At 62.8% G+C, this 20,067-nt stretch carries 20 protein-coding genes; 19 read left to right on the top strand and 1 reads right to left on the bottom strand.

What is annotated here, in order from left to right; genetic code table 11:
- Positions 1 to 4: 4 nt before the first annotated feature.
- From hypF to rlxS, 18 genes are all read left to right on the top strand, one after another.
- Positions 5 to 2,281 carry a carbamoyltransferase HypF gene (gene hypF / locus IHQ72_RS32330; RefSeq protein ID WP_258119807.1) on the top strand — a complete coding sequence of 759 codons (2,277 nt, stop codon included), beginning with the start codon at positions 5 to 7 and terminating at the stop codon, positions 2,279 to 2,281.
- A complete protein-coding gene (locus IHQ72_RS32325; RefSeq protein WP_258119806.1) occupies positions 2,272 to 2,502 on the top strand; it encodes a HypC/HybG/HupF family hydrogenase formation chaperone in 231 nt (76 codons plus the stop codon). The genes hypF and IHQ72_RS32325 overlap by 10 nt, the downstream gene beginning before the upstream one ends.
- On the top strand, positions 2,499 to 3,656 hold the full coding sequence (hypD, locus tag IHQ72_RS32320; RefSeq protein WP_258119805.1) for a hydrogenase formation protein HypD: 1,158 nt from the start codon (positions 2,499 to 2,501) through the stop codon (positions 3,654 to 3,656). Before IHQ72_RS32325 ends, hypD begins: the two co-directional genes overlap by 4 nt.
- Entirely contained in the window at positions 3,653 to 4,705 is a 1,053-nt protein-coding gene (hypE, locus tag IHQ72_RS32315; RefSeq protein WP_258119804.1) for a hydrogenase expression/formation protein HypE, read from the top strand. The genes hypD and hypE overlap by 4 nt, the downstream gene beginning before the upstream one ends.
- Positions 4,706 to 4,714: 9 nt before the next feature.
- Positions 4,715 to 5,113, top strand: coding sequence for a formyl transferase (locus tag IHQ72_RS32310; protein ID WP_258119802.1), 399 nt, complete (start codon positions 4,715 to 4,717; stop codon positions 5,111 to 5,113).
- A gap of 93 nt (positions 5,114 to 5,206) precedes the next feature.
- Positions 5,207 to 5,779 (top strand): DNA-3-methyladenine glycosylase, encoded by a 573-nt coding sequence (locus tag IHQ72_RS32305; RefSeq protein WP_258119800.1) that lies wholly within the window; start codon positions 5,207 to 5,209, stop codon positions 5,777 to 5,779.
- Between the two features lie 798 nt (positions 5,780 to 6,577).
- Positions 6,578 to 7,834 (top strand): glycosyltransferase family 9 protein, encoded by a 1,257-nt coding sequence (locus IHQ72_RS32300; protein ID WP_258119798.1) that lies wholly within the window; start codon positions 6,578 to 6,580, stop codon positions 7,832 to 7,834.
- A 430-nt stretch (positions 7,835 to 8,264) separates the two neighbouring features.
- Entirely contained in the window at positions 8,265 to 9,575 is a 1,311-nt protein-coding gene (locus IHQ72_RS32295) for a cation:dicarboxylate symporter family transporter (RefSeq protein ID WP_374120294.1), read from the top strand.
- Between the two features lie 14 nt (positions 9,576 to 9,589).
- Complete coding sequence (locus IHQ72_RS32290; protein WP_258119796.1) at positions 9,590 to 10,045, top strand: thioredoxin domain-containing protein; 456 nt, start codon at positions 9,590 to 9,592, stop codon at positions 10,043 to 10,045.
- Positions 9,940 to 10,296, top strand: coding sequence for a DsbA family protein (locus tag IHQ72_RS32285; RefSeq protein ID WP_258124000.1), 357 nt, complete (start codon positions 9,940 to 9,942; stop codon positions 10,294 to 10,296). The genes IHQ72_RS32290 and IHQ72_RS32285 overlap by 106 nt, the downstream gene beginning before the upstream one ends.
- Before the next feature lie 401 nt (positions 10,297 to 10,697).
- Entirely contained in the window at positions 10,698 to 11,660 is a 963-nt protein-coding gene (locus tag IHQ72_RS32280; protein WP_258119794.1) for an ArdC family protein, read from the top strand.
- Positions 11,661 to 11,804: 144 nt separating this feature from the next.
- Positions 11,805 to 12,221, top strand: coding sequence for a DUF2958 domain-containing protein (locus IHQ72_RS32275; RefSeq protein WP_258119793.1), 417 nt, complete (start codon positions 11,805 to 11,807; stop codon positions 12,219 to 12,221).
- A gap of 380 nt (positions 12,222 to 12,601) precedes the next feature.
- The gene (locus IHQ72_RS32270) at positions 12,602 to 12,769 is read left to right on the top strand and encodes a hypothetical protein (protein ID WP_258119791.1); all 168 of its coding nucleotides are present in this window, start codon (positions 12,602 to 12,604) and stop codon (positions 12,767 to 12,769) included.
- Positions 12,770 to 13,348: 579 nt separating this feature from the next.
- Positions 13,349 to 13,672, top strand: a complete 324-nt coding sequence (locus IHQ72_RS32265; protein ID WP_258119789.1) for a DUF736 domain-containing protein — start codon at positions 13,349 to 13,351, stop codon at positions 13,670 to 13,672.
- A gap of 177 nt (positions 13,673 to 13,849) precedes the next feature.
- Positions 13,850 to 14,119, top strand: a complete 270-nt coding sequence (locus IHQ72_RS32260) for a helix-turn-helix transcriptional regulator (protein ID WP_258119787.1) — start codon at positions 13,850 to 13,852, stop codon at positions 14,117 to 14,119.
- Positions 14,116 to 14,664, top strand: a complete 549-nt coding sequence (locus tag IHQ72_RS32255) for a S26 family signal peptidase (RefSeq protein WP_258119785.1) — start codon at positions 14,116 to 14,118, stop codon at positions 14,662 to 14,664. The genes IHQ72_RS32260 and IHQ72_RS32255 overlap by 4 nt, the downstream gene beginning before the upstream one ends.
- Positions 14,652 to 15,338 (top strand): lytic transglycosylase domain-containing protein, encoded by a 687-nt coding sequence (locus IHQ72_RS32250; protein ID WP_258119784.1) that lies wholly within the window; start codon positions 14,652 to 14,654, stop codon positions 15,336 to 15,338. The genes IHQ72_RS32255 and IHQ72_RS32250 overlap by 13 nt, the downstream gene beginning before the upstream one ends.
- A gap of 197 nt (positions 15,339 to 15,535) precedes the next feature.
- Positions 15,536 to 17,506, top strand: coding sequence for a relaxase/mobilization nuclease RlxS (rlxS, locus tag IHQ72_RS32245; protein WP_258119783.1), 1,971 nt, complete (start codon positions 15,536 to 15,538; stop codon positions 17,504 to 17,506).
- A 311-nt stretch (positions 17,507 to 17,817) separates the two neighbouring features.
- On the opposite strand, the gene IHQ72_RS32240 is transcribed toward rlxS, so the two are convergent.
- Positions 17,818 to 18,144 carry an Lrp/AsnC ligand binding domain-containing protein gene (locus tag IHQ72_RS32240; protein WP_258119782.1) on the bottom strand — a complete coding sequence of 109 codons (327 nt, stop codon included), beginning with the start codon at positions 18,142 to 18,144 and terminating at the stop codon, positions 17,818 to 17,820.
- A gap of 1,648 nt (positions 18,145 to 19,792) precedes the next feature.
- Here IHQ72_RS32240 and IHQ72_RS32235 point away from each other — a divergent pair.
- A complete protein-coding gene (locus tag IHQ72_RS32235) occupies positions 19,793 to 20,050 on the top strand; it encodes a hypothetical protein (protein WP_258119781.1) in 258 nt (85 codons plus the stop codon).
- The last annotated feature ends 17 nt before the right edge of the window (positions 20,051 to 20,067 follow it).

Raw genomic sequence — 20,067 nt, 5'->3', positions numbered from 1 at the left:
AACCATGGCGAGGGCGCTCGCACGACCGATCGAAAACCCGATCCGGCGGCTCAGGCTCCGGGTGCGCGGCGCCGTGCAGGGTGTCGGGTTCCGGCCCTTCGCCTACAGGCTCGCGCGGACTATGCGGCTTTCTGGGTTCGTGCTGAACGACAGTGCCGGCGTGCTGATAGAGATCGAGGGTCCGGATGCGGGCCGCTTTCCCGACGCGATCCGGACCCAGGCGCCGCCGCTCGCCCGCATCGACTCGATCCACGTGCTCGAACTCTCGCCAGCCGGTGGCGAGCGGTTCGAGATACTCGAGAGCCTTGGCGGCAAGAGCGCGACCCGGATCGGCGCGGATGCCGCGACCTGCGCCGAATGCCGGTGTGAGCTGACCGATCCCGCGAGCCGCTTCTTCGGTTATCCCTTCGTCAACTGCACCCATTGCGGCCCGCGCTTCACCATCACTCGCGCGCTGCCCTATGACCGGACGCAGACCTCGATGGCATCGTTTCCGATGTGCCGTGCCTGTGCCTCGGACTATATCGATCCGGAGAACCGGCGCTTCCATGCCGAGCCGGTCGCCTGCCCCGATTGCGGCCCGAGTCTCAGCCATTCGATCGCGGAGATTGCGGCGCGGCTCGAAGGCGGCGCCATCGTCGCGCTCAAGGGCATCGGCGGTTTCCACCTGCTCTGCAACGCCCGCGACGATACAGCGATCGATCTCCTCCGGCTGCGCAAGGCTCGTGACCAGAAGCCGTTTGCCGTCATGGTCGCCGGCATCGAGGCGGCGCGGCAGTTCGCACGACTGAGCTATGCCGAAGAAGCCTTGCTGACCTCGCCCGCGAGCCCGATCGTGTTGGTCGAGGCACATGCCGGTGCGCTCTCTAAGCTCATCGCGCCCGGCCTCGCGCGGATTGGGCTGATGCTCGCCTATGCTCCACTGCATCATGTGCTGCTCGACGAACTCGCCTGCCATTCGCCGCACCGACCTGCAGCGCTGGTCGCGACCAGCGCCAATCCCGGTGGTGAGCCCCTTGTGGCCGACAACGCCGACGCCGCGCGCCGCCTTGCCGCGATTGCGGATCTGATCGTCACCCATGATCGCGACATCACCGTCCGCGCCGACGACTCCGTCATGCAGGTCATCGATGGCGCCCCCGCGTTCATCCGTCGCGCCCGCGGCTTCGTGCCCGAGCCCGTCGATCTCGGCGAGGATGGACCTGCGGTGATCGCGACCGGCGCCGACCTCAAGAACACTATCTGCGTCACACGTGGGCGCGAGGCCTTTCTCTCGCAGCATATAGGCGGCCTCAATAACGCCGAGGCGATCCGTTTCCAGCGCGAGGCGATCACCCATCTCTGTTCGATCCTGGACGTGAAGCCGGAATTCGCGGCCTCGGACCTGCATCCGGATTTCCGTTCGGTGCGGATGGCAGAGAGCCTGGGCCTGCCGGTAGTGGCAGTCCAGCATCATGTCGCCCATGTCGCGGCCGTGGTGGCGGAGCATCGGCTTTCCGGCCCGGTTCTCGGGCTTGCGCTCGATGGCCACGGTTTCGGCGCCGATGGCACGAGTTGGGGGGGCGAAATGCTCATCGCCGATGGGGGTCATTGGCGCCGAGCGGGATCGCTTACATCGCTGCCGCTGCCTGGTGGCGACCGCGCGGCGCGTGAGCCTTGGCGCATGGGGGTGGCAGCCCTGCAGGAGGCCGGATGCCTTGATTTCGCGTCGCAGCTCTGGCCAGGTCATCCGGGTGTTGCGCAGCTCACGGCGATGTTCGAACGCGGTATGCAGCCGTCCCGGACAACCAGCCTCGGCAGGCTCTTCGATGCCGCCGCGGCGATAGCAGCCATTCGTCTCGTCCAGAGCTACGAAGGGCAGGCGGCGATGGAGCTCGAGGCCCTGGTCCGGGCGCCGCGCTGTCTCTCCGACGGCTATGCAATTCGGGACGGGGTGCTCGATTTCCGGCCGCTAATCCTGCATCTTGCGCGGGAAGGACTGAGCGGCGCTGACGCGGCCGATCTCTTTCACGGTACGCTGATCGCGGGGCTTGCGGAATGGGCCGCGAGGGAAGCGACACTCCTCGGCATCCCGGAGGTCGCGCTCGGCGGCGGATGCTTGATGAATCGGGTCCTTGCGGCCGGACTTGCGCAAGCGCTTCGGGAGCGCGGTCTCAGAGCTTATTTGCCACGTCTTGCGCCGGCCAATGACGGCGGCATCGCGCTCGGGCAGGCCGCTCATGCGCGGCAGGTCATCATGAACGAGAATGCATCAGCGGAGGAGAGCCGGACATGTGCCTAGCGATACCGGTCCAGGTCAAGGAAGTACTGCCCGACCACATGGCCAAGGTCACGCTCGACGGCGTATCGAAGATCGTTTCGACCGCGCTGGTCGACGATGTCCGGCCAGGCGACTATCTCGTCCTTCATGTCGGCTATGCGCTCGCGAAGATCGATCCGGAGGAGGCGGAAAGGACGCTCGCCCTCATCCGCGAAGCTGCTGCCATGGGAGATGCGGCATGAAATATATCGACGAATATCGCGACGGCAGGCTCGCCAAGGATATCGCCCGGCAGATCGCCGCTCTCGCCGATCCAGGGCGTTCCTATCACTTCATGGAGTTCTGCGGCGGCCATACGCATGCTATTTCCCGCTATGGTCTCGAGGACCTGCTGCCGGCCAATGTGCGGATGATCCACGGACCGGGCTGTCCCGTCTGCGTGCTGCCGATCGGCCGTATCGATGCGGCAATCGCGCTCGCTATGCGGCCGGAGATCACGCTCTGCACCTATGGCGACCTGATGCGCGTGCCGGGCTCGAACGGATCGAGCCTCTTGAAGGCCAAGGCGGCCGGCGCCGATATCCGCATGGTTTATTCGACGCTCGATGCGCTCAGGATCGCCGAGGCCGAGCTCGAACGCGAAGTGGTGTTCTTTGCCATCGGCTTCGAGACCACGACGCCACCGACCGCGCTCGCGCTCAAGGCGGCGATAGCCAAGGGGCTCGGCAATTTCTCGATCTTCTGCAATCATGTGCTGACGCCGGCGGCGATCCAGAACATCCTGGAAAGCCCTGACGTTCGCAAGCTCGGCACGATCAAGATCGACGGTTTCGTCGGTCCTGCGCACGTCTCGACCGTCATCGGCACCGAACCTTACGAATTCTTCGCCGGGGAATTCCAGAAGCCGGTGGTGGTTGCGGGCTTCGAGCCGCTCGACGTCATCCAGGCGATCTTGATGCTCGTGCGCCAGGTCAATGACGGCAGGCACGAGGTCGAAAACCAGTATATCCGCGCGGTGACCGCGCTCGGCAACGAAAAGGCCCAGGCCGAGGTGGCGAATTTCTTCGAGCTGCGCGAGAGCTTCGAATGGCGCGGTCTCGGCGAAGTGCCCTATGGCGCGCTGCGGCTTCGGCCGCAATATGTGGCCTACGACGCCGAGAAGCGCTTTTCGATGGTGACGCCCGCCGCGAAGGACAACCCGGCCTGCGCATGCGGCGCGATCCTGCGCGGCGTCAGGAGGCCGACCGACTGCAAGCTGTTCGGCACGGTCTGCACGCCCGATACACCGATGGGCTCCTGCATGGTGTCGTCGGAGGGCGCCTGCGCCGCGCACTGGACCTATGGCCGCTTCCGCGAGAGGGCGCGGCAGGTGGATGTCGGGAGGGCGGTCGCATGAACATGATGATCAAGGCCTACAGGCGCAAGCTCGATGTCGCGAACGGCCGTGTCGACCTTTCGCACGGGGCCGGCGGGCGCGCCATGGGCCAGTTGATCGAGGGCATTTTCCACAAGGCTTTCGACAATGACTGGCTGAGGGCCGGCAACGACCAGTCGGCCTTTTCGGTGCCTGGCGGGCGGATGGTGATGACCACGGACGCCTACGTCGTTTCGCCGCTTTTCTTCCCCGGCGGCAATATCGGGACCCTCGCCGTGCACGGCACGATCAACGACATCGCCATGGCGGGCGCGGTACCGCTCTATCTGTCGGCAAGCTTCATCATCGAGGAGGGTTTTCCGTTCGCCGATCTCGAGCGCATCGCCCAGAGCATGGGCGCCGCCTCGCGCGAGGCCGGCGTGCCGATCATCACCGGCGACACCAAGGTCGTCGAGCGCTGCAAGGCCGACGGTGTCTTCATTTCGACCGCCGGCGTCGGCATGGTTCCGGACGGGCTCGATCTCCGGTCGGACGCCGCCCGGCCCGGTGATGCGGTGATCATTTCCGGCTCGATCGGAGACCATGGCGTCGCCGTGATGTCGAAACACGAGAACCTGGAATTCGACACCGACATTGCGTCCGACAGCGCGGCCTTGCACGGGCTGGTAGCAGACATGATCGCGGCTGGCGGGGCGCATATCCGGCTAATGCGCGATCCGACGCGCGGCGGCATCGCCGCGACGCTGAACGAGATCGCCAGCCAGTCGCGGGTCGGCTTCCGCATCGACGAAGACAAGATCCCGCTCAAACCGGAAGTGGCTGCAGCCTGCGAGTTCCTCGGCCTCGATCCGCTCAATGTCGCCAATGAAGGGAAACTGGTAGCAGTCGTGGCGCCGGAGGGCGCTAACGCCGTGCTCGCGACGATGCGCGCGCATCCGCTTGGCAGTGAGGCGGCACTGGTCGGCCACGTCGTGGCCGACGACAACTGCTTTGTCCAGATGACGACCTCGTTTGGCGGCGGCCGGATTGTCGACTGGCTGTCGGGCGAACAACTGCCCCGGATCTGCTAAGAGAGGGTGATGCGCATCCTGCTTCTCTGCCACGATTTCAACTCGCTCTCCCAGCGCCTGCATGTCGACCTGAGACGGGCTGGTCACGAAGTGACGGTCGATCTCGACATCCATGACGACTTCACTCGCGAGGCGGTCGTTCTCTTTTCGCCGGACCTCGTGATCGCGCCCTTCCTCAAGCGGCCGATCCCGGCCGATGTCTGGCGCGGAACGCTCTGCCTGATCGTCCATCCGGGCATCCGTGGCGATCGCGGCCCGAGCGCCCTCGTGCTGGGCGATCCTCGACGGCGAAGCGACCTGGGGCGTCACACTGATCGAGCCTCGGGAGGAAATGGATGCGGGGCCCGTCTGGGCTTGGGCGGAATTTCCGATGCGCCCCGCTCGGAAGTCGAGCCTCTACTGACATGAAGTGACCCAGGTTGCCGTAGCCTGCGTCTTCGAAGCGATCGGCCGCATCGAGCGCAGGGAAGGGGCGGCGCTGCCGGCGAACTGGGGCAGAGGGTGCGACCCGCCTGCCGGAGGTCCGACCGTATCCTCGACCCGACCCGACACTCGGCCGAGGAAGCGCTACGCATCATCCGGGCGTCGGACGGAGATCCCGGCGCTACGATGACGATCGCCGGACAGACTTTCCTGGTGTTTGACGCTGAGCGTGCGGAAGGATTTCCGGGGCCTGCCGGCGCGCTCATCGGCCGTTCGCGGCACGCTCTCGCCATGGTCTTCCGTGAGGGGGCGCTGTGGATCGGCCATCTCCGGCGACCGGATTCCCGCTCGCTGAAACTGCCGGCGCTCCGGCTGCTCGGTGCCAAAGCAAGCAATCTGCCCATCATCGAAGGACCCGAACCCTGCCGTTACCGGGAGGAGAACGGCGTCGGACTTCTCGAATTCCGCTTCCACAACGGCGCGATGTCGTCGGAAGATTGCGATACCTTGCGCAAGGCGATCACGAGGGCCAAGGCACGCTCGCTTCCGGTTCTTGTGCTGCGGGTGACGCGGATCGCTGGCCGAACGGCATCCATCTCGGCATCATCGAGGGCGCCGACAGCGCCGCCGACGAATCCTGGCGCAATATAAACGCGATGAACGACTTGGTGCGCGAGATCATCGAGACCGATGACCGACTGGTTATTGCCGCGGTGCTCGGCAATGCCGGGGCTGGCGGCGGAACCAAGAGATGCGTGTCGCCGAGCAGGCCCAGAAGGGTTACGAACACTTCGTCGAGGCTTGGCGCCCGCGCCCGCCAAAGGAAAGGGCGCGCGGGCGCCTCAGTCCGGAAGTGCCGAAAGCCGGCATCATCAGTTAAGCGGTGCTGATCGCGGCTGGCATTTCCACTATCCATAGCGTGGATGGGCTTCATCCAAACTATCGATTTTAACAATCTTCCGGAATCTCGCATTGACGACAGCACCGGACCCGCAGCGATCATCCGCTGCCTCTGTCGCGTAAAAAGGGACCCTGAAGGGGAAATCTTTGATGAGCTCAGACGTGCGCTGGAAATTGTCCTGGGAATGAGCTGCAGCAGGGCGACGATTTCGAACTCTGCGACTTCTCGTTCAGGTAGGTGCAAGGTTCCCCTGTCAGAACGCTCGAACGGCTAGCGCCGCCTAGGCCGCTTTCCCGCAAAGAAATTCGGCAACCCATCTTTCCGCCCTCATTGCTCGCTCGTCGGCAAAAGCTTTCCCAGCCGACGGGGTCTGGACGCTGGAATTCCTCTCACTCGCGGCGGCGAGATACGGCAATGACCAGTCGTTCCAAGATCGTTTAAGTAATATTGCCGGTTGCCTTGTTGACGCGGATAAAACAGGAAGCACTACAACCTACACAGGCATCACTGGGCTAGCAGTGTTACCCCGTATAATCTTCGGAATCGCAATGGGATACTTTACGAAGCACGACGCCAATAAAATTATATACCGCAGCTGGGAAGAACCGGAACAGTCAAGCGCAAAAATGAGAATTTTGGTGCTCAAGCTTGATTATGTCGGCGACTTTTGGATGTCTTTGGCGCCCCTGAAGGACCTGCGTCAGCGCTTTGCGCATGCCCACATTACGCTGGTGGTCGGAAGCTGGAACATCGATACTGCAAAACAGTTCGACCTCGCCGACGATTACGTTGCTTTTGATTTTTTTCATCGCGACCCAACGGTCAAAACGCGCAAAAAAGCGGCCGACATAAGGCCGCTGCTGACCGGAGAGTTTGATCTTGCCATTGATATGCGTGTTCCGGATGAGACAAGGCCGATTTTGCTGGAAGTCCCAGCCAGGCATCGTGCAGCGATAGTTGATCGTCACAGCATGCAGCAGATCGATATTGCGATAGCGCCATTCAATCTCAAATTGCGCAGAACCATCTTCTACAAGCTGGCCCAAAAAATAAGGATCGCCGACAAATTCCCTCGCAGATGGCTTGATTGGTTCGTTGACCGCAAGCAGGTACGTCTCCAGCATGTGTCGGAAATCCTCCTCTTTCTGGTCGCGAAGGCAGCGGCCTGTTTCGACGGCGAAGGGCAAGCGGGTCACCGCCAGAGTTCAACGAAAAGCAAGGCCCCGATCGTCGTGGCCCCGTTCTCGAATTCCGGCCTTCGAGATTGGCCGCTTGCAAATTTCGGCAAACTTGTCGCTGCTCTTTCTACCCGTGGTGAGGTGGTTCTCGTGGGTCGTGGCGAAAGCCGGGAAGCGCTTGAGGAGGTTGCGAAGATAGCTCGCGACCGTGGAGCCGCGGAGATTCGAACGGCTGTCGACTTGTCAGAATTGGAATTCAATCATCTCATCAAATCGGCCGCGCTCGTGGTGTCGAACAACTCAGGCGCTGGGCATGTCGCTGCCCAGCTTGGCCGCCCTACCGTCGGCATTTTCACCGCGTCACACCTGCCGGAAATTTGGGGGTTTCGAGGTCCCCTGGTCAGCATGCTTATGAGCGTTATTGAATGTCGCGGATGTGGTCTGGACAAAGTGCGGCGCTGTCCGATCAAAGTGCGCTGCAAGTTCGACATCACGCCCGACCTCGTGATTGCCGAGGTAAACGCTTTGATGGATCATTGTAAGAGACGGGATAAACTTATTGTGGCTCGCGGGTGGTGCGACCAGCACGATCGCGCGCCAGGAGGCAGCTTAGGGCCTGTGTCATAAACACGGCCGGTCGATTTACTCCATCTTGTGGGGCGGCAGACTAGACGGTCGTGGTAGCGATCGCCTGTCGACCGAGTTGTTCGATATCCGACATACTAGCCGACTGAGCGAGGCCTTGGACATTGCCATAGCCAGATATCGACCATCTAAATCCCGATCGCAGCCACCCAAGGGAACAGGTTGCCTCGACGGATTTTCGGCCGCTGTCAGGTTGCGTGTCCTCCAATCCCCAACAGTCTGCCCTTGTTTCGAAGACGGGCACACGCCTGCGGCGATGCAGCACTGCGTGAAAGGTCCCGCACGTTGTCGCGCCGCCGCTGTTTGGCATGGCACTTGCGCCCGAGAGGCAGCAGCGTTCGACCGGAGCGCCGCCCGGGAGAAGCCTTGAAGCGAGGAAGAGCCCGCCCAGATCCGGTCAGGGAAAGCGACGGTGTTAGCTCCACAAGTCCACAGCGCAAACGCCGGGCCTCGTAAGCCCCATATTGCGCGGTTTTACGTGCAGGTGCTTGCCGCCATCGCGCTTGGCGTCGCAGTTGGCTATTTTTATCCGGGGACCGGAGAGGCCCTGAAGCCGCTCGGCGATGCTTTCATCAAGCTGGTGAAGATGATTATCGCGCCGGTGATCTTTCTGACCGTCACGACCGGCATTGCCGGCATGAACGATCTCAAGAAGGTCGGCCGGGTCGCCGGCAAGGCGATGATCTATTTCCTCACCTTCTCGAGCCTCGCAGTGATCGTCGGTCTCATTGTCGGCAATGTCGTTCAGCCTGGGGCCGGCCTCGACATCGATCCGGCCTCGCTCGATGGCCAGGCCGTGCAGGGCTATGCCGCCAAGGCCCACGAGCAGTCGGTGACCGGCTTCCTGATGAACATCATCCCGTCAACGATCATTGGTGCCTTCGCCGAAGGCGACATCCTGCAGGTCCTGTTCTTCTCGGTTCTGTTCGGCATCGCGCTGGCGATGGCCGGAGACACGGGCAAGCCTGTGCTTTCCTTGCTTCAGGCGCTCCTCGCGCCGGTGTTCAAGCTGGTCGGCATCCTGATGCAAGCCGCGCTTGTTGAAGGGGCGGGCGCCAGGCGTTCGGTCCTGGGCCTGGTCATCCCGGCCGGACATTTTTTCAATCGAGAGGGCATCAATATCTACATGACGTTGCCCGCCCTGTTCATCGCCCAGGCGACGCACACGCATCTGTCGATCGGCGGTCGGATCCTGCTGCTGTTCGTCGCCTTGCTCCCTTCGAAGAGAACAATTCGCATCACCGATGCAGGCCTCGTCACGTTCGCTGCAATGCTCTTTGTCGTTCCGACCGTCCCGGGTGCCGGCGTGGCGCTTATTCTTCGCGTCGACCACTTTATATCGGAGTGCCGTGTGCTGGCGATCTTTCTCCGCAACGCAGTGGGAACGCTCATTGCCGCACGGTACAGAGCGAGCCGGATAAAGGAGGTTTGTCAGAGGCTCTCACGAGCGAGTCCTTCGGCGCTCTGGCGTTGGAAGCTCAGGTCGCCCGGCGTGACGAACGGCGGCCGCTGCTGGTCAACTCACGCGAACGCCGCTCGGCGATTGGGGTCGGCTCGTCGGAGCGAAGGCGACATGGAGGAACCGCCAGATGGCGCCGGCACCGACACTTATTTGCTCCCCGCGACTGCCGATACTGGCGGAACTGCGGGTCAAGCGGTCCAAAGCAACGACCAACTTTTTCGCCGACGGGCCAGCCATTGCTGCCCTGCCGTTCACTGCTGATTGGAGCCCTACCCATGCCGAAGCCAAATGCCGCCGTGATCGCTCTCTTAGCCCTCGCCGTGTCCGTGCTGGGGGCGCTAATGCAAAATCGACATACCCTCGGGAACCTGCAACTGCCGGAAGGCCGTCGCCTGCTCGCGGCGGACTGGCGGATACTCATTCCGCAGCATCGCGACGCCCTCCTCAACGACCCCGCCTCGCCGATCGCCGGCAATCCGCAAGGCGACGTTACCATCGTCTCATTCCTCGACTACAACTGTCCGCACTGCGAGCGAATGGACCTCATTCTCCAGCAAGCCGTCGAGCATGATCCCAATCTGAGGATTGTGCGTAAACAGTTCCCGGTCCTGGGACCGCCTTCCCAATTCGCCGCGCGCGCGGCGCTCGCTCTCGCAAACAGGGAAAATATGAAACGTTCAATCGCGCCCTTTTTGCTTTCCCCGGCCCGGTCAACCAAAGGACCACTCTAGCCGTTGCGGCACGTGTGGGCCTCGATGTTGAGCGCCTCAAGCGGGACATGCAAGACCCGGCCATCACCGACGCCATCGCACGAGATCGCGCGCTCGCCAACGCTCTGTACATCACCGGCACGCCAGCGTTGGTGGTCGGCGACCAAGTGCTAGCCGGGGTGGTCGAGATGGCCGGGCTGCAACGCTGCATCGCTGATGTGCGCGCAAAGGCTAAGATTCAGTCTTCCACAGCTGCAAAATCGGTATTTTGACCGCATCAACTGCTCTCGAGGACCAGAATCCTGAGCGCCCGCGCGCCTGAAGGCGCGCGCCGGGTGCTCGTGCACCGAGCCCGCTTTTCTTCGACAGGCTCAGGCGGTCTCGGCCATCCGGCTTCGCCCCCTGACGCGGGCAGCCTGTCGGCTGCTGACGGTCGCCGGCCAGTCGGCCGGCGTCGATTTTTGTGGTGGCCTTCCCCGGTGGCGCAGGGTGGGCGGCACTCCCTTCTAGGCCCGCCGCGGCATCCCGCAACCCTCCGCCTGCGGCTCCGGGTCCTCCTCTTCGTTCCGGTCCTACGGATGCGGTCCGCCTTCTACGGCGGGCCTTTCCGGTCGCTTTCGCCGCCCACCCCGCTTCCGGGGGAGGGCGCGATTGGCGAACGGAGGACCAGACAATGCGTGCAAACAACAAGCGTTCCGGCAGCCGAGCGGCTGGCGCACGCAAGGGCGGGTGCTCAGGCGCCAGCCTCTATCAGGAGATCACAGACCGCATCGTTGCCGAACTGGAGCGCGGCACCGTGCCGTGGGTCAAGCCCTGGGGCACAGCAAAGGCAGACCTTGGCCTGCCCAGGAATGCAGCCACCCAGCGCCGCTATTCCGGCATCAATATCCTGATCCTGTGGGGCGCCGTCATCGAGCGCTCATACCCCAGCCAGAACTGGCTCACCTTCCGGCAGGCGCTTGCCCTTGGCGGCAATGTCAGGAAGGGCGAGCGCGGCACGACCATCGTTCATGCTGACCGCTTCGTTCCCAAGGACGAAAAGGAACGCGCCAAGGCCGATGGCGACGAACCGCAGGCCGTGCCTTTTTTGAAGCGCTTTACCGTCTTCAATGTCGCGCAGTGCGATAATCTGCCCGACCATCTCCACGCCGCCGCCGAGCCGCTGCCGGCGCGCGAAATCGTTCCGCAGGCCGAGCAACTTATTCTCAGAAGCGGTGCGGATTTCCGTATCGGTGGCGATCGCGCTTTCTACATGCCCGGCAGCGACACCATCCACGTGCCGCCCCAGCCGGCGTTCTTCCACCAGATCGACTATTACCGGACCTGCTTTCACGAGCTTGGCCACTGGACCGGCCACCCGACGCGACTCGCGCGCGACCTGTCAGGCTCATTCGGCTCCAGGACTTATGCGCGCGAGGAACTGGTCGCCGAAATCACCGCCGCCTTCGTCTGCTCCAGTCTCGGCATTGAGCCGACGGTGCGCCATTCCGATTACATCGGCTCATGGCTGACGGTTCTGCGCGAGGACAATCGCGCCATTTTCCGCGCCGCCAGCCATGCCTCGAAAGCCGCCGATTTCCTGCTTGGTCTCAATGCCGACGTCGAAGGTGAGGCGCATGCCGATATCGCCGCATGAGCGCGCTCAATCGCCATGCGCGACCGCCTTGCGCGCTTCTAACGGGGGCGCCGATAGCCCCCGCGCGGCGCAGAAGCCGCTCGTATCCGCCTGTTTCAAAAAGCCGCCCTCAATCAGCCCGAACCGTTTTGAAGGAATTCCGCAATGATCCTGATCACCGATGAACTGCGCGCCCGTCTTCTCGCCAATGGCGCTGCCGACACAGAAACCGACCACGCACCTGTCGTGAAATTGTTCGATTCGACTGGGCCTGCGACCTGGCTTCTAACCGAACTCGATGCCGACGGCGACACGCTGTTCGGCCTTTGCGACCTCGGCTTCGGCTTCCCTGAACTCGGCAGCGTCAGCCTTGCCGAACTCGAAACCGTAAAGGGGCCGCTCGGACTGGGCATCGAGCGCGACCTTCATTTCAAAGCGCGTTTTCCGCTGTCCGTCTATGCGAGGGCCGCGCGCAGCGCCGGCCAGATCACCGAAGCCGAGCGGCTTCTGCGGCAGGCAGCGGAAGCACTTGCCAAATCCCATTCCGAGCTTCCGCCCGACGCTGCGGAACAGCGCCGCTAGAGCAAAATCGTCCCGCCGCATCGACCTTCGGCCTTCCCGGCGGGACACCCGCACCCCAAACGAGGGAGAAAGACCATGCAGCTGCCGATATTCCACTTGACCGACTGAACATGTCCGCCCTCAACATGCGCAACGCAAAACGCGCCGCCGATTGCCGACATCCTCCCGTCCGTTCGCGCGCGGCGTCCTCGTGCCGCTTCTGGTGCTGCCCAACGGCTCGCCGGAAGTTTAGAGATCGTGCAGGACGGCGACGCTATTTCGCCGCGAAATCGCTCCCCGACAAGCGCGGCGAGGCCCGATCCTTTGCCCTGCGCCATCATGGACTGGCGACGCCGCCGCCCTCGAAACCTCGTTGATCGAGGTCATCGCCCGCCTCCACCTTGTTTGCCGAAGTCGGCGGCAAGCAAGTCGCGGACGGCAAAGTCGCCGAGAAGGTGAAGACGCAAAATAAGATCATCCGCGACTTTCTTTCGGGCGAAAAACGGCAGGCAGAAGGTCGAGGCCTGGCTGCAGCGCTGGATGAAATTCCCGGTCGAAAGCTGCACTGATCGAGCCGGCTTCCCACGGCCGATCAATGGACACGGGTCCGGCGCCGTTCGTCTGCGTATAGCGGCTTCGCGGTAGCCGCCGCGCTGGCACCGTACCACGGTCGCACTAGCTGCATGTTCGAGCATCCTTTGCCCTGCATTGTGCAGCAAAATCCGGCCGGCAAACTCCTTGGTTCGGTGGATCCATCAGCCCGCTGGATGCCCGCTCGGGCGCCCGACCTGTGGGTACGATCTCGATCGGCATGGGCACCGCATCAGCCCGCAGGCCTTATTCCGGCCCTCCTGCCTGGCTGCAGCGACCGCGCTTCCCACGATCGATCTCCATGCTCTCTTAAAGGACCATCCCCTGCGGCTGGCTTGTGACCTATGGGCGGATCCGGCCGCCCGAAACCCTCGCCAATCAGCTTTTTTCCCCGCCGCCTGCGGCGGCTTCCTCGCGCCGCTTCGCTTCAAAAAAGCTGCCCGCTCGGGTCCTCCGCTAGCGCTTCGGCCCTGTCGGGTTCAGGCGGTCCGGACGCGCCCATCACGGTCCGCCATCGCAGGGGATGGTCCCCGGCGACAGCAAAAGGAGACTTCGAAATGACCGCGATCGGTTACGTCAACAAGCAGGAAAACGGCGGCTACAAGGGCCAGCTCAAGACGCTCAGCGTCCGCGCCGACATCGACATCGTCCCCAATCAGGCCAAGTGCGCCGACAACCATCCCGACTTCCGGGTGCTGACGCAAGGGGTCGAAGTTGGCGCCGGCTGGATCCGCACCGGCGAAACTTCCGGCAAGGACTATGTGAGCCTGTCGATTGCAGCGCCGGAGTTCGGACCGCGCAAGCTCTACGCCAATCTCGGCCGCGCCGCCGGCCAGGACGATGACGACACCTACGCCATCATCTGGAACCCGGCCGACTGATCGGCCGACCTTGAGCCTCGCGCCGAGCCGGCGCGGGGCTCATTCCCAAGAGCTCCACTCAAACCCCGTCCGCCCGAAAGGGCGGCGAAAACTCTCCCCCGAGTGTTCGCCCGTCCCTGAGACGATCTCGCTCGCCCATCCTCGTCCTCACTTGTCCGAAGCGAAACGAGGACCATCATGGACGACGAAAACGAACGCGCGGCCCGCGCCAAAAAGGGCAGTCCCTTTCTCAGCACAGCCCAAGCCGCCTTCTATATCGGGCTCTCCCAGCGCACGCTGGAAAAGATGCGGCTCACGGGCGGCGGCCCGAAATTCCGCAAGCACGGCCGCTACGTCCGCTACCACATCGACGAACTCGACGGCTGGTCGAAAGGACACCCGCAGCACTCCACTGCCGAGGGTGGTGAGGCCGGTTCCGGCCAAACCGGTCAGGGAGGCCGCTCATGAGCCGGCACCCTTCCATCCATCTGATCGGCAGCCGTCTGCGGCGCTTCCGGGCACGCAAAACCATCGCCGCTGCCGTGATTGGACTGGCCCTGATCGGCTTCGCCGGCTTCGTCAAACCAACGCCCTGGCTGGTCTGGAACGCCTCCGCTAGCGCGCCCGTCGGCCTCTATCGCGTCGGGTTTGCAGCACCGGCTACGGGTCATCTCGTGCTCGTCCGTCCGCCAGAATCGGTCGCCGAACTCGCCGCCGAGCGCGGCTATCTGCCCCGCAACGTGCCGCTGGTAAAACGTCTTGCCGCGCTGCCGGACGACCATGTCTGCGCCTTCAATGACGCCATCATCATCGCCGGCGAGATCGTTGCGCGACGGCTGCCAACTGACACCAGAGGCCGCCCGCTGCCATGGTGGAACGGATGCCGCACGCTCGCCGACACTGAAGTCTTCCTGCTCGGGAACGACAATATCCGGTCATTCGACAGCCGCTATTTCGGGCCTGTCCCAGCTCCAAATGTCATCGGGAGGCTCGTGCCGATATGGACCGAATGACTCTCCTGATGTTCGGCACGATCGCCTTTGCGTCATGCGTCTGTTCCGCCTCGATCGGCGCTGAGCCGGTCGCCATCTCCCAAAGTCCGCAGCTTCAAAGGTGGCACGAGTTCACAGCGCAAGCAAGCAGACGCTTCCGTATTCCCGAAGCCTGGATTTACGCCGTCATGGATGCCGAAAGCGGTGGCAGGACCATGCTCGACGGCCGCCCCATCACATCACGCGCGGGCGCAATGGGCCTGATGCAGGTCATGCCCGAAACTTATGAGGACATGCGTGCCGAATACCGTCTGGGAGCCGATCCGCACGATCCGCGTGACAATATCCTGGCCGGAACCGCCTATCTCAGCGCCATGTATGACCGCTTCGGATTCCCCGGCCTGTTTGCCGCCTACAACGCAGGACCCGAGCGTTACGAAGAGCATTTGAAGCGTGGGAAGCCGCTGCCGAAGGAGACGGTTGCCTACCTTAAACAGCTCAGGGAAAAGGGGGCTTTAGCCACCGACATGGATGAACTCGAAGGGGAGTCCAAGGCGCCAAACAGCCAGAACGCCCCCTCCGGACGCTCGCTCTTCTTCCCCCGTGATGGCGTTCCCACCGGCGAAGCGAAAGGCGATCTCTTCGTGCCGCTCGGCGCTGATCGCGCTCGGACGAAAGAGCCGAATGGCGGGTGACTCGGCGAGCGGGGCGGGGTTTTGCGGCGCGGGAAAGGGCGGGTGCGGAAGGTCGGCGTAAGGCAAGATAAAGGCATCGCCTCCAGGAGCCGGCGAAGTCTTTGTCTGCACATCGTTTTTCGCGGAGGCTGCCGGCCGAGCCGGGAGGGTGGAACGCGCAAGTCTCTGACTCTGCTTGAAATTGTCGGGAGGCCACGGTGCAGGATGACGAATTCAGGCCGAAGCTAGGCAGAATAGGCTCGCGCGGCTCGAAGGCAGGCAAACGCTTCGCCAGCCAGGTCCGGGCGGCGATCAACAGAGCCGGCGGCAGGCCCCCGCGCGGCGGCCGCTTTAACGGCAGCCGGGCAGGGCGCGGCGGCGCGGCCGCCGCGCTGCTGAAATCACGCGACAGATATGCTGCCTTCCGGCAGCGGCGGGTGGTGGTCAAGGCGCGCGTCGTCAAGCTGGCCGGCAAAGGCCAGGATGGGGCGCGTGCGCATCTGCGCTACATCCAGCGCGACGGCGTTACCCGGGAGGGCGCGCCTGGCGAGCTATACGGCGCTGACAGTGACAGCGTCGACGGCACGGCCTTCCTCGATCGTGCCGAGGGCGATCGACATCAGTTCCGCTTCATCGTCGCACCCGAAGACAGCACCGAGTATGATGACCTGAAGCCACTCGCGCGCCGGCTCATGGCGCAGATGGAGGAGGATCTCGGCACGAAGCTCGACTGGGTTGCCGTCGATCATTTCAACACCGGCCACCCGCACATCCACATCATCATCCGTGGCAAGGACGATCGCGGCGAGAACCTCGTCATAGCGCGGGAATATATCTCGAGCGGAATGCGCGAACGGGCGGCCGAGCTGGTCAGCCTCGATCTCGGTCCGCGAACCGATCGCGAGATCGAGCAGCGCCTGCGCCAGGAAATGGAGCAGGAGCGCTTCACCAGCATCGACCGGCAGCTGATCAGCATGCGCGGCGACGACGGACTGGTTGCGCCGGTCGGTCGCGACGCCTTTCGACAGACGCTGCACCAGGGTCGCCTGCGCAAACTCGAGCGGATGGGTCTGGCCGAGGAGATCAGCTCTGGCCGCTGGCGCCTCGACGATGAACTCGAAGCAACACTGCGGCGCATCGGCCAGCACGGTGACATCATCAAGACGATGCACCGCGAAATTGCCGGCAAAGGACTATTCCGAAGTGCCGCCGACTGTGTGATCCACGAACGATCCAGGCAGTTCGCGCAACCTGTCGTTGGCCGCGTTGTCGCGCGCGGCCTTGCCGACGAGATCAACGACCGCCACTACCTCATCGTGGATGGGGTGGACGGAAAAAGCCACTACATCGATGTCGGCAAAGGGGAGGCCACCGGACCGACGCCCGAGGGCTGCATCGTCCGTGTCACCCCGAGAAGCACCGAGCCGAGGCAGGTTGACCGCACCGTCGTCGAGATCGCCGCCGTCCATGGCGGGCGCTACAATGTTGATATCCACCTGAAGCATGATCCATCTGCCCGCGAACCGTTCGCCGAAACCCACGTGCGACGGTTGGAAGCCATTCGCCGCGAGACCGGCACGGTCAGGCGCGAAGCCGACGGCACATGGACCATCGCGCCCAACCATCTCGACCACGTCGCCGACTACGAGCGCAAGCGAGCCGCGGCTGCGCCTGTTGTCGTCGACGAGCTCTCATCAATGCCGCTGGAGCAGCAGGTCGGTTTCGACGGTGCCACATGGATCGACCGGGAGATGGCTTCTGATACACCGGAGGCCCTGCGCAACTCCGGCTTTGGCCGTGAGGTGCGGGAGGCGCAAGCCCGCAGGCGGCAGTGGCTGATTGCTCAAGGACTCGCGTTTGAAGAGCAGGACCGGACCGTCTATCGCGCCAACATGATTTCGATCCTCCGCCAGCGTGAGCTGAACCGGGTTGCCGGTCAGCTTTCGGAAGAGCTCGGTCTGTCCTATGCTGAAGCGCGAGCCGGAGACCGGGTAGAGGGCACGCTCCGCCGCTCAGTTGAGCTCGCCAGCGGCAAATACGCCATTATCGAGAAATCGCGCGAGTTCGTGCTGGTCCCGTGGCGGCCGGTGCTCGAGCGGCATATCGGCAAAGAGGTTTCTGGCATGGTGCAGCGCGAGGGTATCTCCTGGAACATCGGTCGGCAAAGGAGTGGGCCCAGCGTTTCATGACTTGCGTGGCAGCCATGCGCAGGTGCGGCAGCATCCCCATGATCTCACGGCAACCGTCGCTTCACTCCCAAGGCCGGGCTTCCTACCAGGACGTCCTGACCGCCGTCGTCGCTCGATATGAAATCGCAGTGTCCTTGAAAGACGGAGTCGTAATGCCGAAGGCAGTCGGATGCTTCGTTCCTCGCGGCGTGATGTTGGAGGCCGAGGCAACATTCTGGCAGCCCTGGCAATCGGCGAAGCGGACGGCCCTCAAAAAATTGGGCCGAGAATATCCAAGGTGTATACCAGCCCGGCTCGTGGAGCAATTTCCATCAAATCGGGAGCACGCGCCGCAAGGGGAACTCGGCTTTGATCTTCTTCACACCGGGAAGCTTCGAAAGAACATTACGGTGTATCGCCTCGAACTCCTGGATTTCCTTTACGGAGACGAACAGAAGGTAATCGGTGTTGCCAGCAACAGCGTAGCATTCCTCGATTACTGAATGCTTCCGGAGAGACCTTTCGAAAAGCTCGATAACACGCGAGTTGAGCGCTTCCAGTTCGATCCGGATCGGAATTCTCATACTCACGGAAAGCTCCTCCTGCCGCCCTGTATCATAACGTCCAGTCGAAGCGCCGCACTTGTCAGCAGTATCCATGCAGGTCATCGAGATGTGATCTACCGCTACGAAGCGCTCCAAAAAGATAAGCTATGGCTTATACGGCGATCTGGAACTAGTTTTCCGAGACCGTATGCTCCGCCCTAGCTTTAGCGTCAGCCCTCCGGTGCCGCGATATCATTTGAGGCGTCGGAGCCCGAGGAGGTCTTCTTTCCAGCTTGCTGGACGGTGCTATTTAGCTCACGCTCGGCAGCGGGGATACGGAACGACGCTCCTGCCGTGCCGAGCAAATCCCACCATATTCGAATACCCGACGGCATCGTTCGGTCGCCGCCCGACCCCTCTCCACGATCCCAGCTTGCGGGCCTGCTGGAGTTCCTTCTCACAGCCGAGCTCATCAAAAGCTCGGCGATCGGTCGGATCCGTCTGCTCGATCGCCGCCACTTCAATTCGGGCTGAATCTAGCCGAGGCCGGCGATCCCGCGCCGGACACCGGGTGAATTTCGCGCTTTTGTAGTAGGGCTGGGCAACATCGGAAAATCGATTCTTTGAATGAAAATCATCGATGCCATGGATACAAAGGTCTAAATCCCTCGTTGTTCGACGCTACGCTTTGTCTTCGCAATATCCAGATGGAAGGTCACAGTGCGTTTTCCACACGCCGAGTATCTGGCTGACGCCCAGGCCGACTTGCCGGGCACCGCCCATCTCAGGACCCAAACCCCCGCGGTGAGAATTACGCCATCCACGACGCAATCGTCGGCGAGCCTGCACTGGACAGGAGGGGCTCGCCAATGACCAGCCTGTTCGTCGAGGCGCCGGCGATCTGACAGCGATGCCTTCAGGTGAAGCATCGACGATGCCTGCGCCGAGATGATTCGACACACAGCGCATTGGGGATCATGTGCATGCTTTCCGAACAGAAGGATTGCTTTCACTGGCGGGACACGCAAGGCCTTCAAGTGGGCAAGCCGGAGGTCACCTTTTCCTTGGGTCCCACTTTCCGCTGGCGGTGCAGCCACAAACACTGTGAGTAAGAGCCTGCAGCGTGCCTGTTGCCGGCGGAGCCCGAGTTGCCGCGGCCCGACCTCATGACGTAGAGGGCTGACCACCCGAACAGCGCCGAAAAACTGGAATGGCCGGCGAACGAGCGGCGTAAGTTCCGCAAAGCATGGCGCCGGCCCGAGAGATGTGACGTTGCTGCCTGCAGCCGGTAAGACTCGCGCTGACGACACGGCGGTCTTGCGCGCCGCTTCCGCTTCGCCTCGCTGCAGGGCGGAAGACCGCCGTGCGAAGGACGGCGCTCAAATGCATTGCATAGCCAACCAAAAAGCGAACTGATAGCGACCCGATTCGCATCGAGAGCGATCTTTGGAAGGACGATCAAGTCGCCTGACGCAGAGTGGTAATGCCGTGGGCTGCATAGCGAGGTAGAAATGCAATTTATCCTTAACGCCATCAGCAGGGCCTGGCATTCGGCCCTGCTCAAGATAGACAGGGCCCGGTTGCGGCGGCAGCGTAGGCAGCCTGGCTATGTTGACCGCCGCGGGTGAATTTCCCCACCCGGCGTGCAGAGTCTGAGTATCACGATGCTCGGCGCGCTGGATGAACAGCGTCATGGCCCAAGTCGGCAGAGTGGCGACGCCATGCCAGGGAATAATCGTCCCGCTGGGCAGGTCGAAAAGCATTGAACCAAGCCGCAAGTCGCGGCAATTCGGGCGAATTTGATTGGTTCCTCACTGTCTGGGAAGATGAAGTTGATGCAAACTCACCTTTGCGTCAGGAAACCCGGATGGCCGAGATGAGCAGTCCGCGTCGCCGGATGGTCAAACACGTCCTCGCCTATCCACTGGCTGGATGGCAGCTATCCCAACAATCGATTTTACCAGTTTACCACCTGCTATTAGGAGGCTCGGTGCCGGGCGGTGCCCTTCGGGTCGACTGACGCAACCGGGAAGAATT

It is taken from the genome of Mesorhizobium onobrychidis (assembly GCF_024707545.1).
Taxonomy (GTDB): domain Bacteria; phylum Pseudomonadota; class Alphaproteobacteria; order Rhizobiales; family Rhizobiaceae; genus Mesorhizobium; species Mesorhizobium onobrychidis.
This window is presented reverse-complemented; position numbering and strand designations above follow the sequence as displayed.

Excerpts from the sequence above, each read along its gene's own strand:
- hypF (WP_258119807.1), top strand. The coding sequence starts at position 5 with ATGGCGAGGGCGCTCGCACGACCGATCGAAAACCCGATCCGGCGGCTC.
- IHQ72_RS32325 (WP_258119806.1), top strand. The coding sequence starts at position 2,272 with ATGTGCCTAGCGATACCGGTCCAGGTCAAGGAAGTACTGCCCGACCAC.
- hypD (WP_258119805.1), top strand. The coding sequence starts at position 2,499 with ATGAAATATATCGACGAATATCGCGACGGCAGGCTCGCCAAGGATATC.
- hypE (WP_258119804.1), top strand. The coding sequence starts at position 3,653 with ATGAACATGATGATCAAGGCCTACAGGCGCAAGCTCGATGTCGCGAAC.
- IHQ72_RS32310 (WP_258119802.1), top strand. The coding sequence starts at position 4,715 with ATGCGCATCCTGCTTCTCTGCCACGATTTCAACTCGCTCTCCCAGCGC.
- IHQ72_RS32300 (WP_258119798.1), top strand. The coding sequence starts at position 6,578 with ATGGGATACTTTACGAAGCACGACGCCAATAAAATTATATACCGCAGC.
- IHQ72_RS32290 (WP_258119796.1), top strand. The coding sequence starts at position 9,590 with ATGCCGAAGCCAAATGCCGCCGTGATCGCTCTCTTAGCCCTCGCCGTG.
- IHQ72_RS32280 (WP_258119794.1), top strand. The coding sequence starts at position 10,698 with ATGCGTGCAAACAACAAGCGTTCCGGCAGCCGAGCGGCTGGCGCACGC.
- IHQ72_RS32275 (WP_258119793.1), top strand. The coding sequence starts at position 11,805 with ATGATCCTGATCACCGATGAACTGCGCGCCCGTCTTCTCGCCAATGGC.
- IHQ72_RS32265 (WP_258119789.1), top strand. The coding sequence starts at position 13,349 with ATGACCGCGATCGGTTACGTCAACAAGCAGGAAAACGGCGGCTACAAG.
- IHQ72_RS32260 (WP_258119787.1), top strand. The coding sequence starts at position 13,850 with ATGGACGACGAAAACGAACGCGCGGCCCGCGCCAAAAAGGGCAGTCCC.
- IHQ72_RS32255 (WP_258119785.1), top strand. The coding sequence starts at position 14,116 with ATGAGCCGGCACCCTTCCATCCATCTGATCGGCAGCCGTCTGCGGCGC.
- IHQ72_RS32250 (WP_258119784.1), top strand. The coding sequence starts at position 14,652 with ATGGACCGAATGACTCTCCTGATGTTCGGCACGATCGCCTTTGCGTCA.
- IHQ72_RS32240 (WP_258119782.1), bottom strand. The coding sequence starts at position 18,144 with ATGGATACTGCTGACAAGTGCGGCGCTTCGACTGGACGTTATGATACA.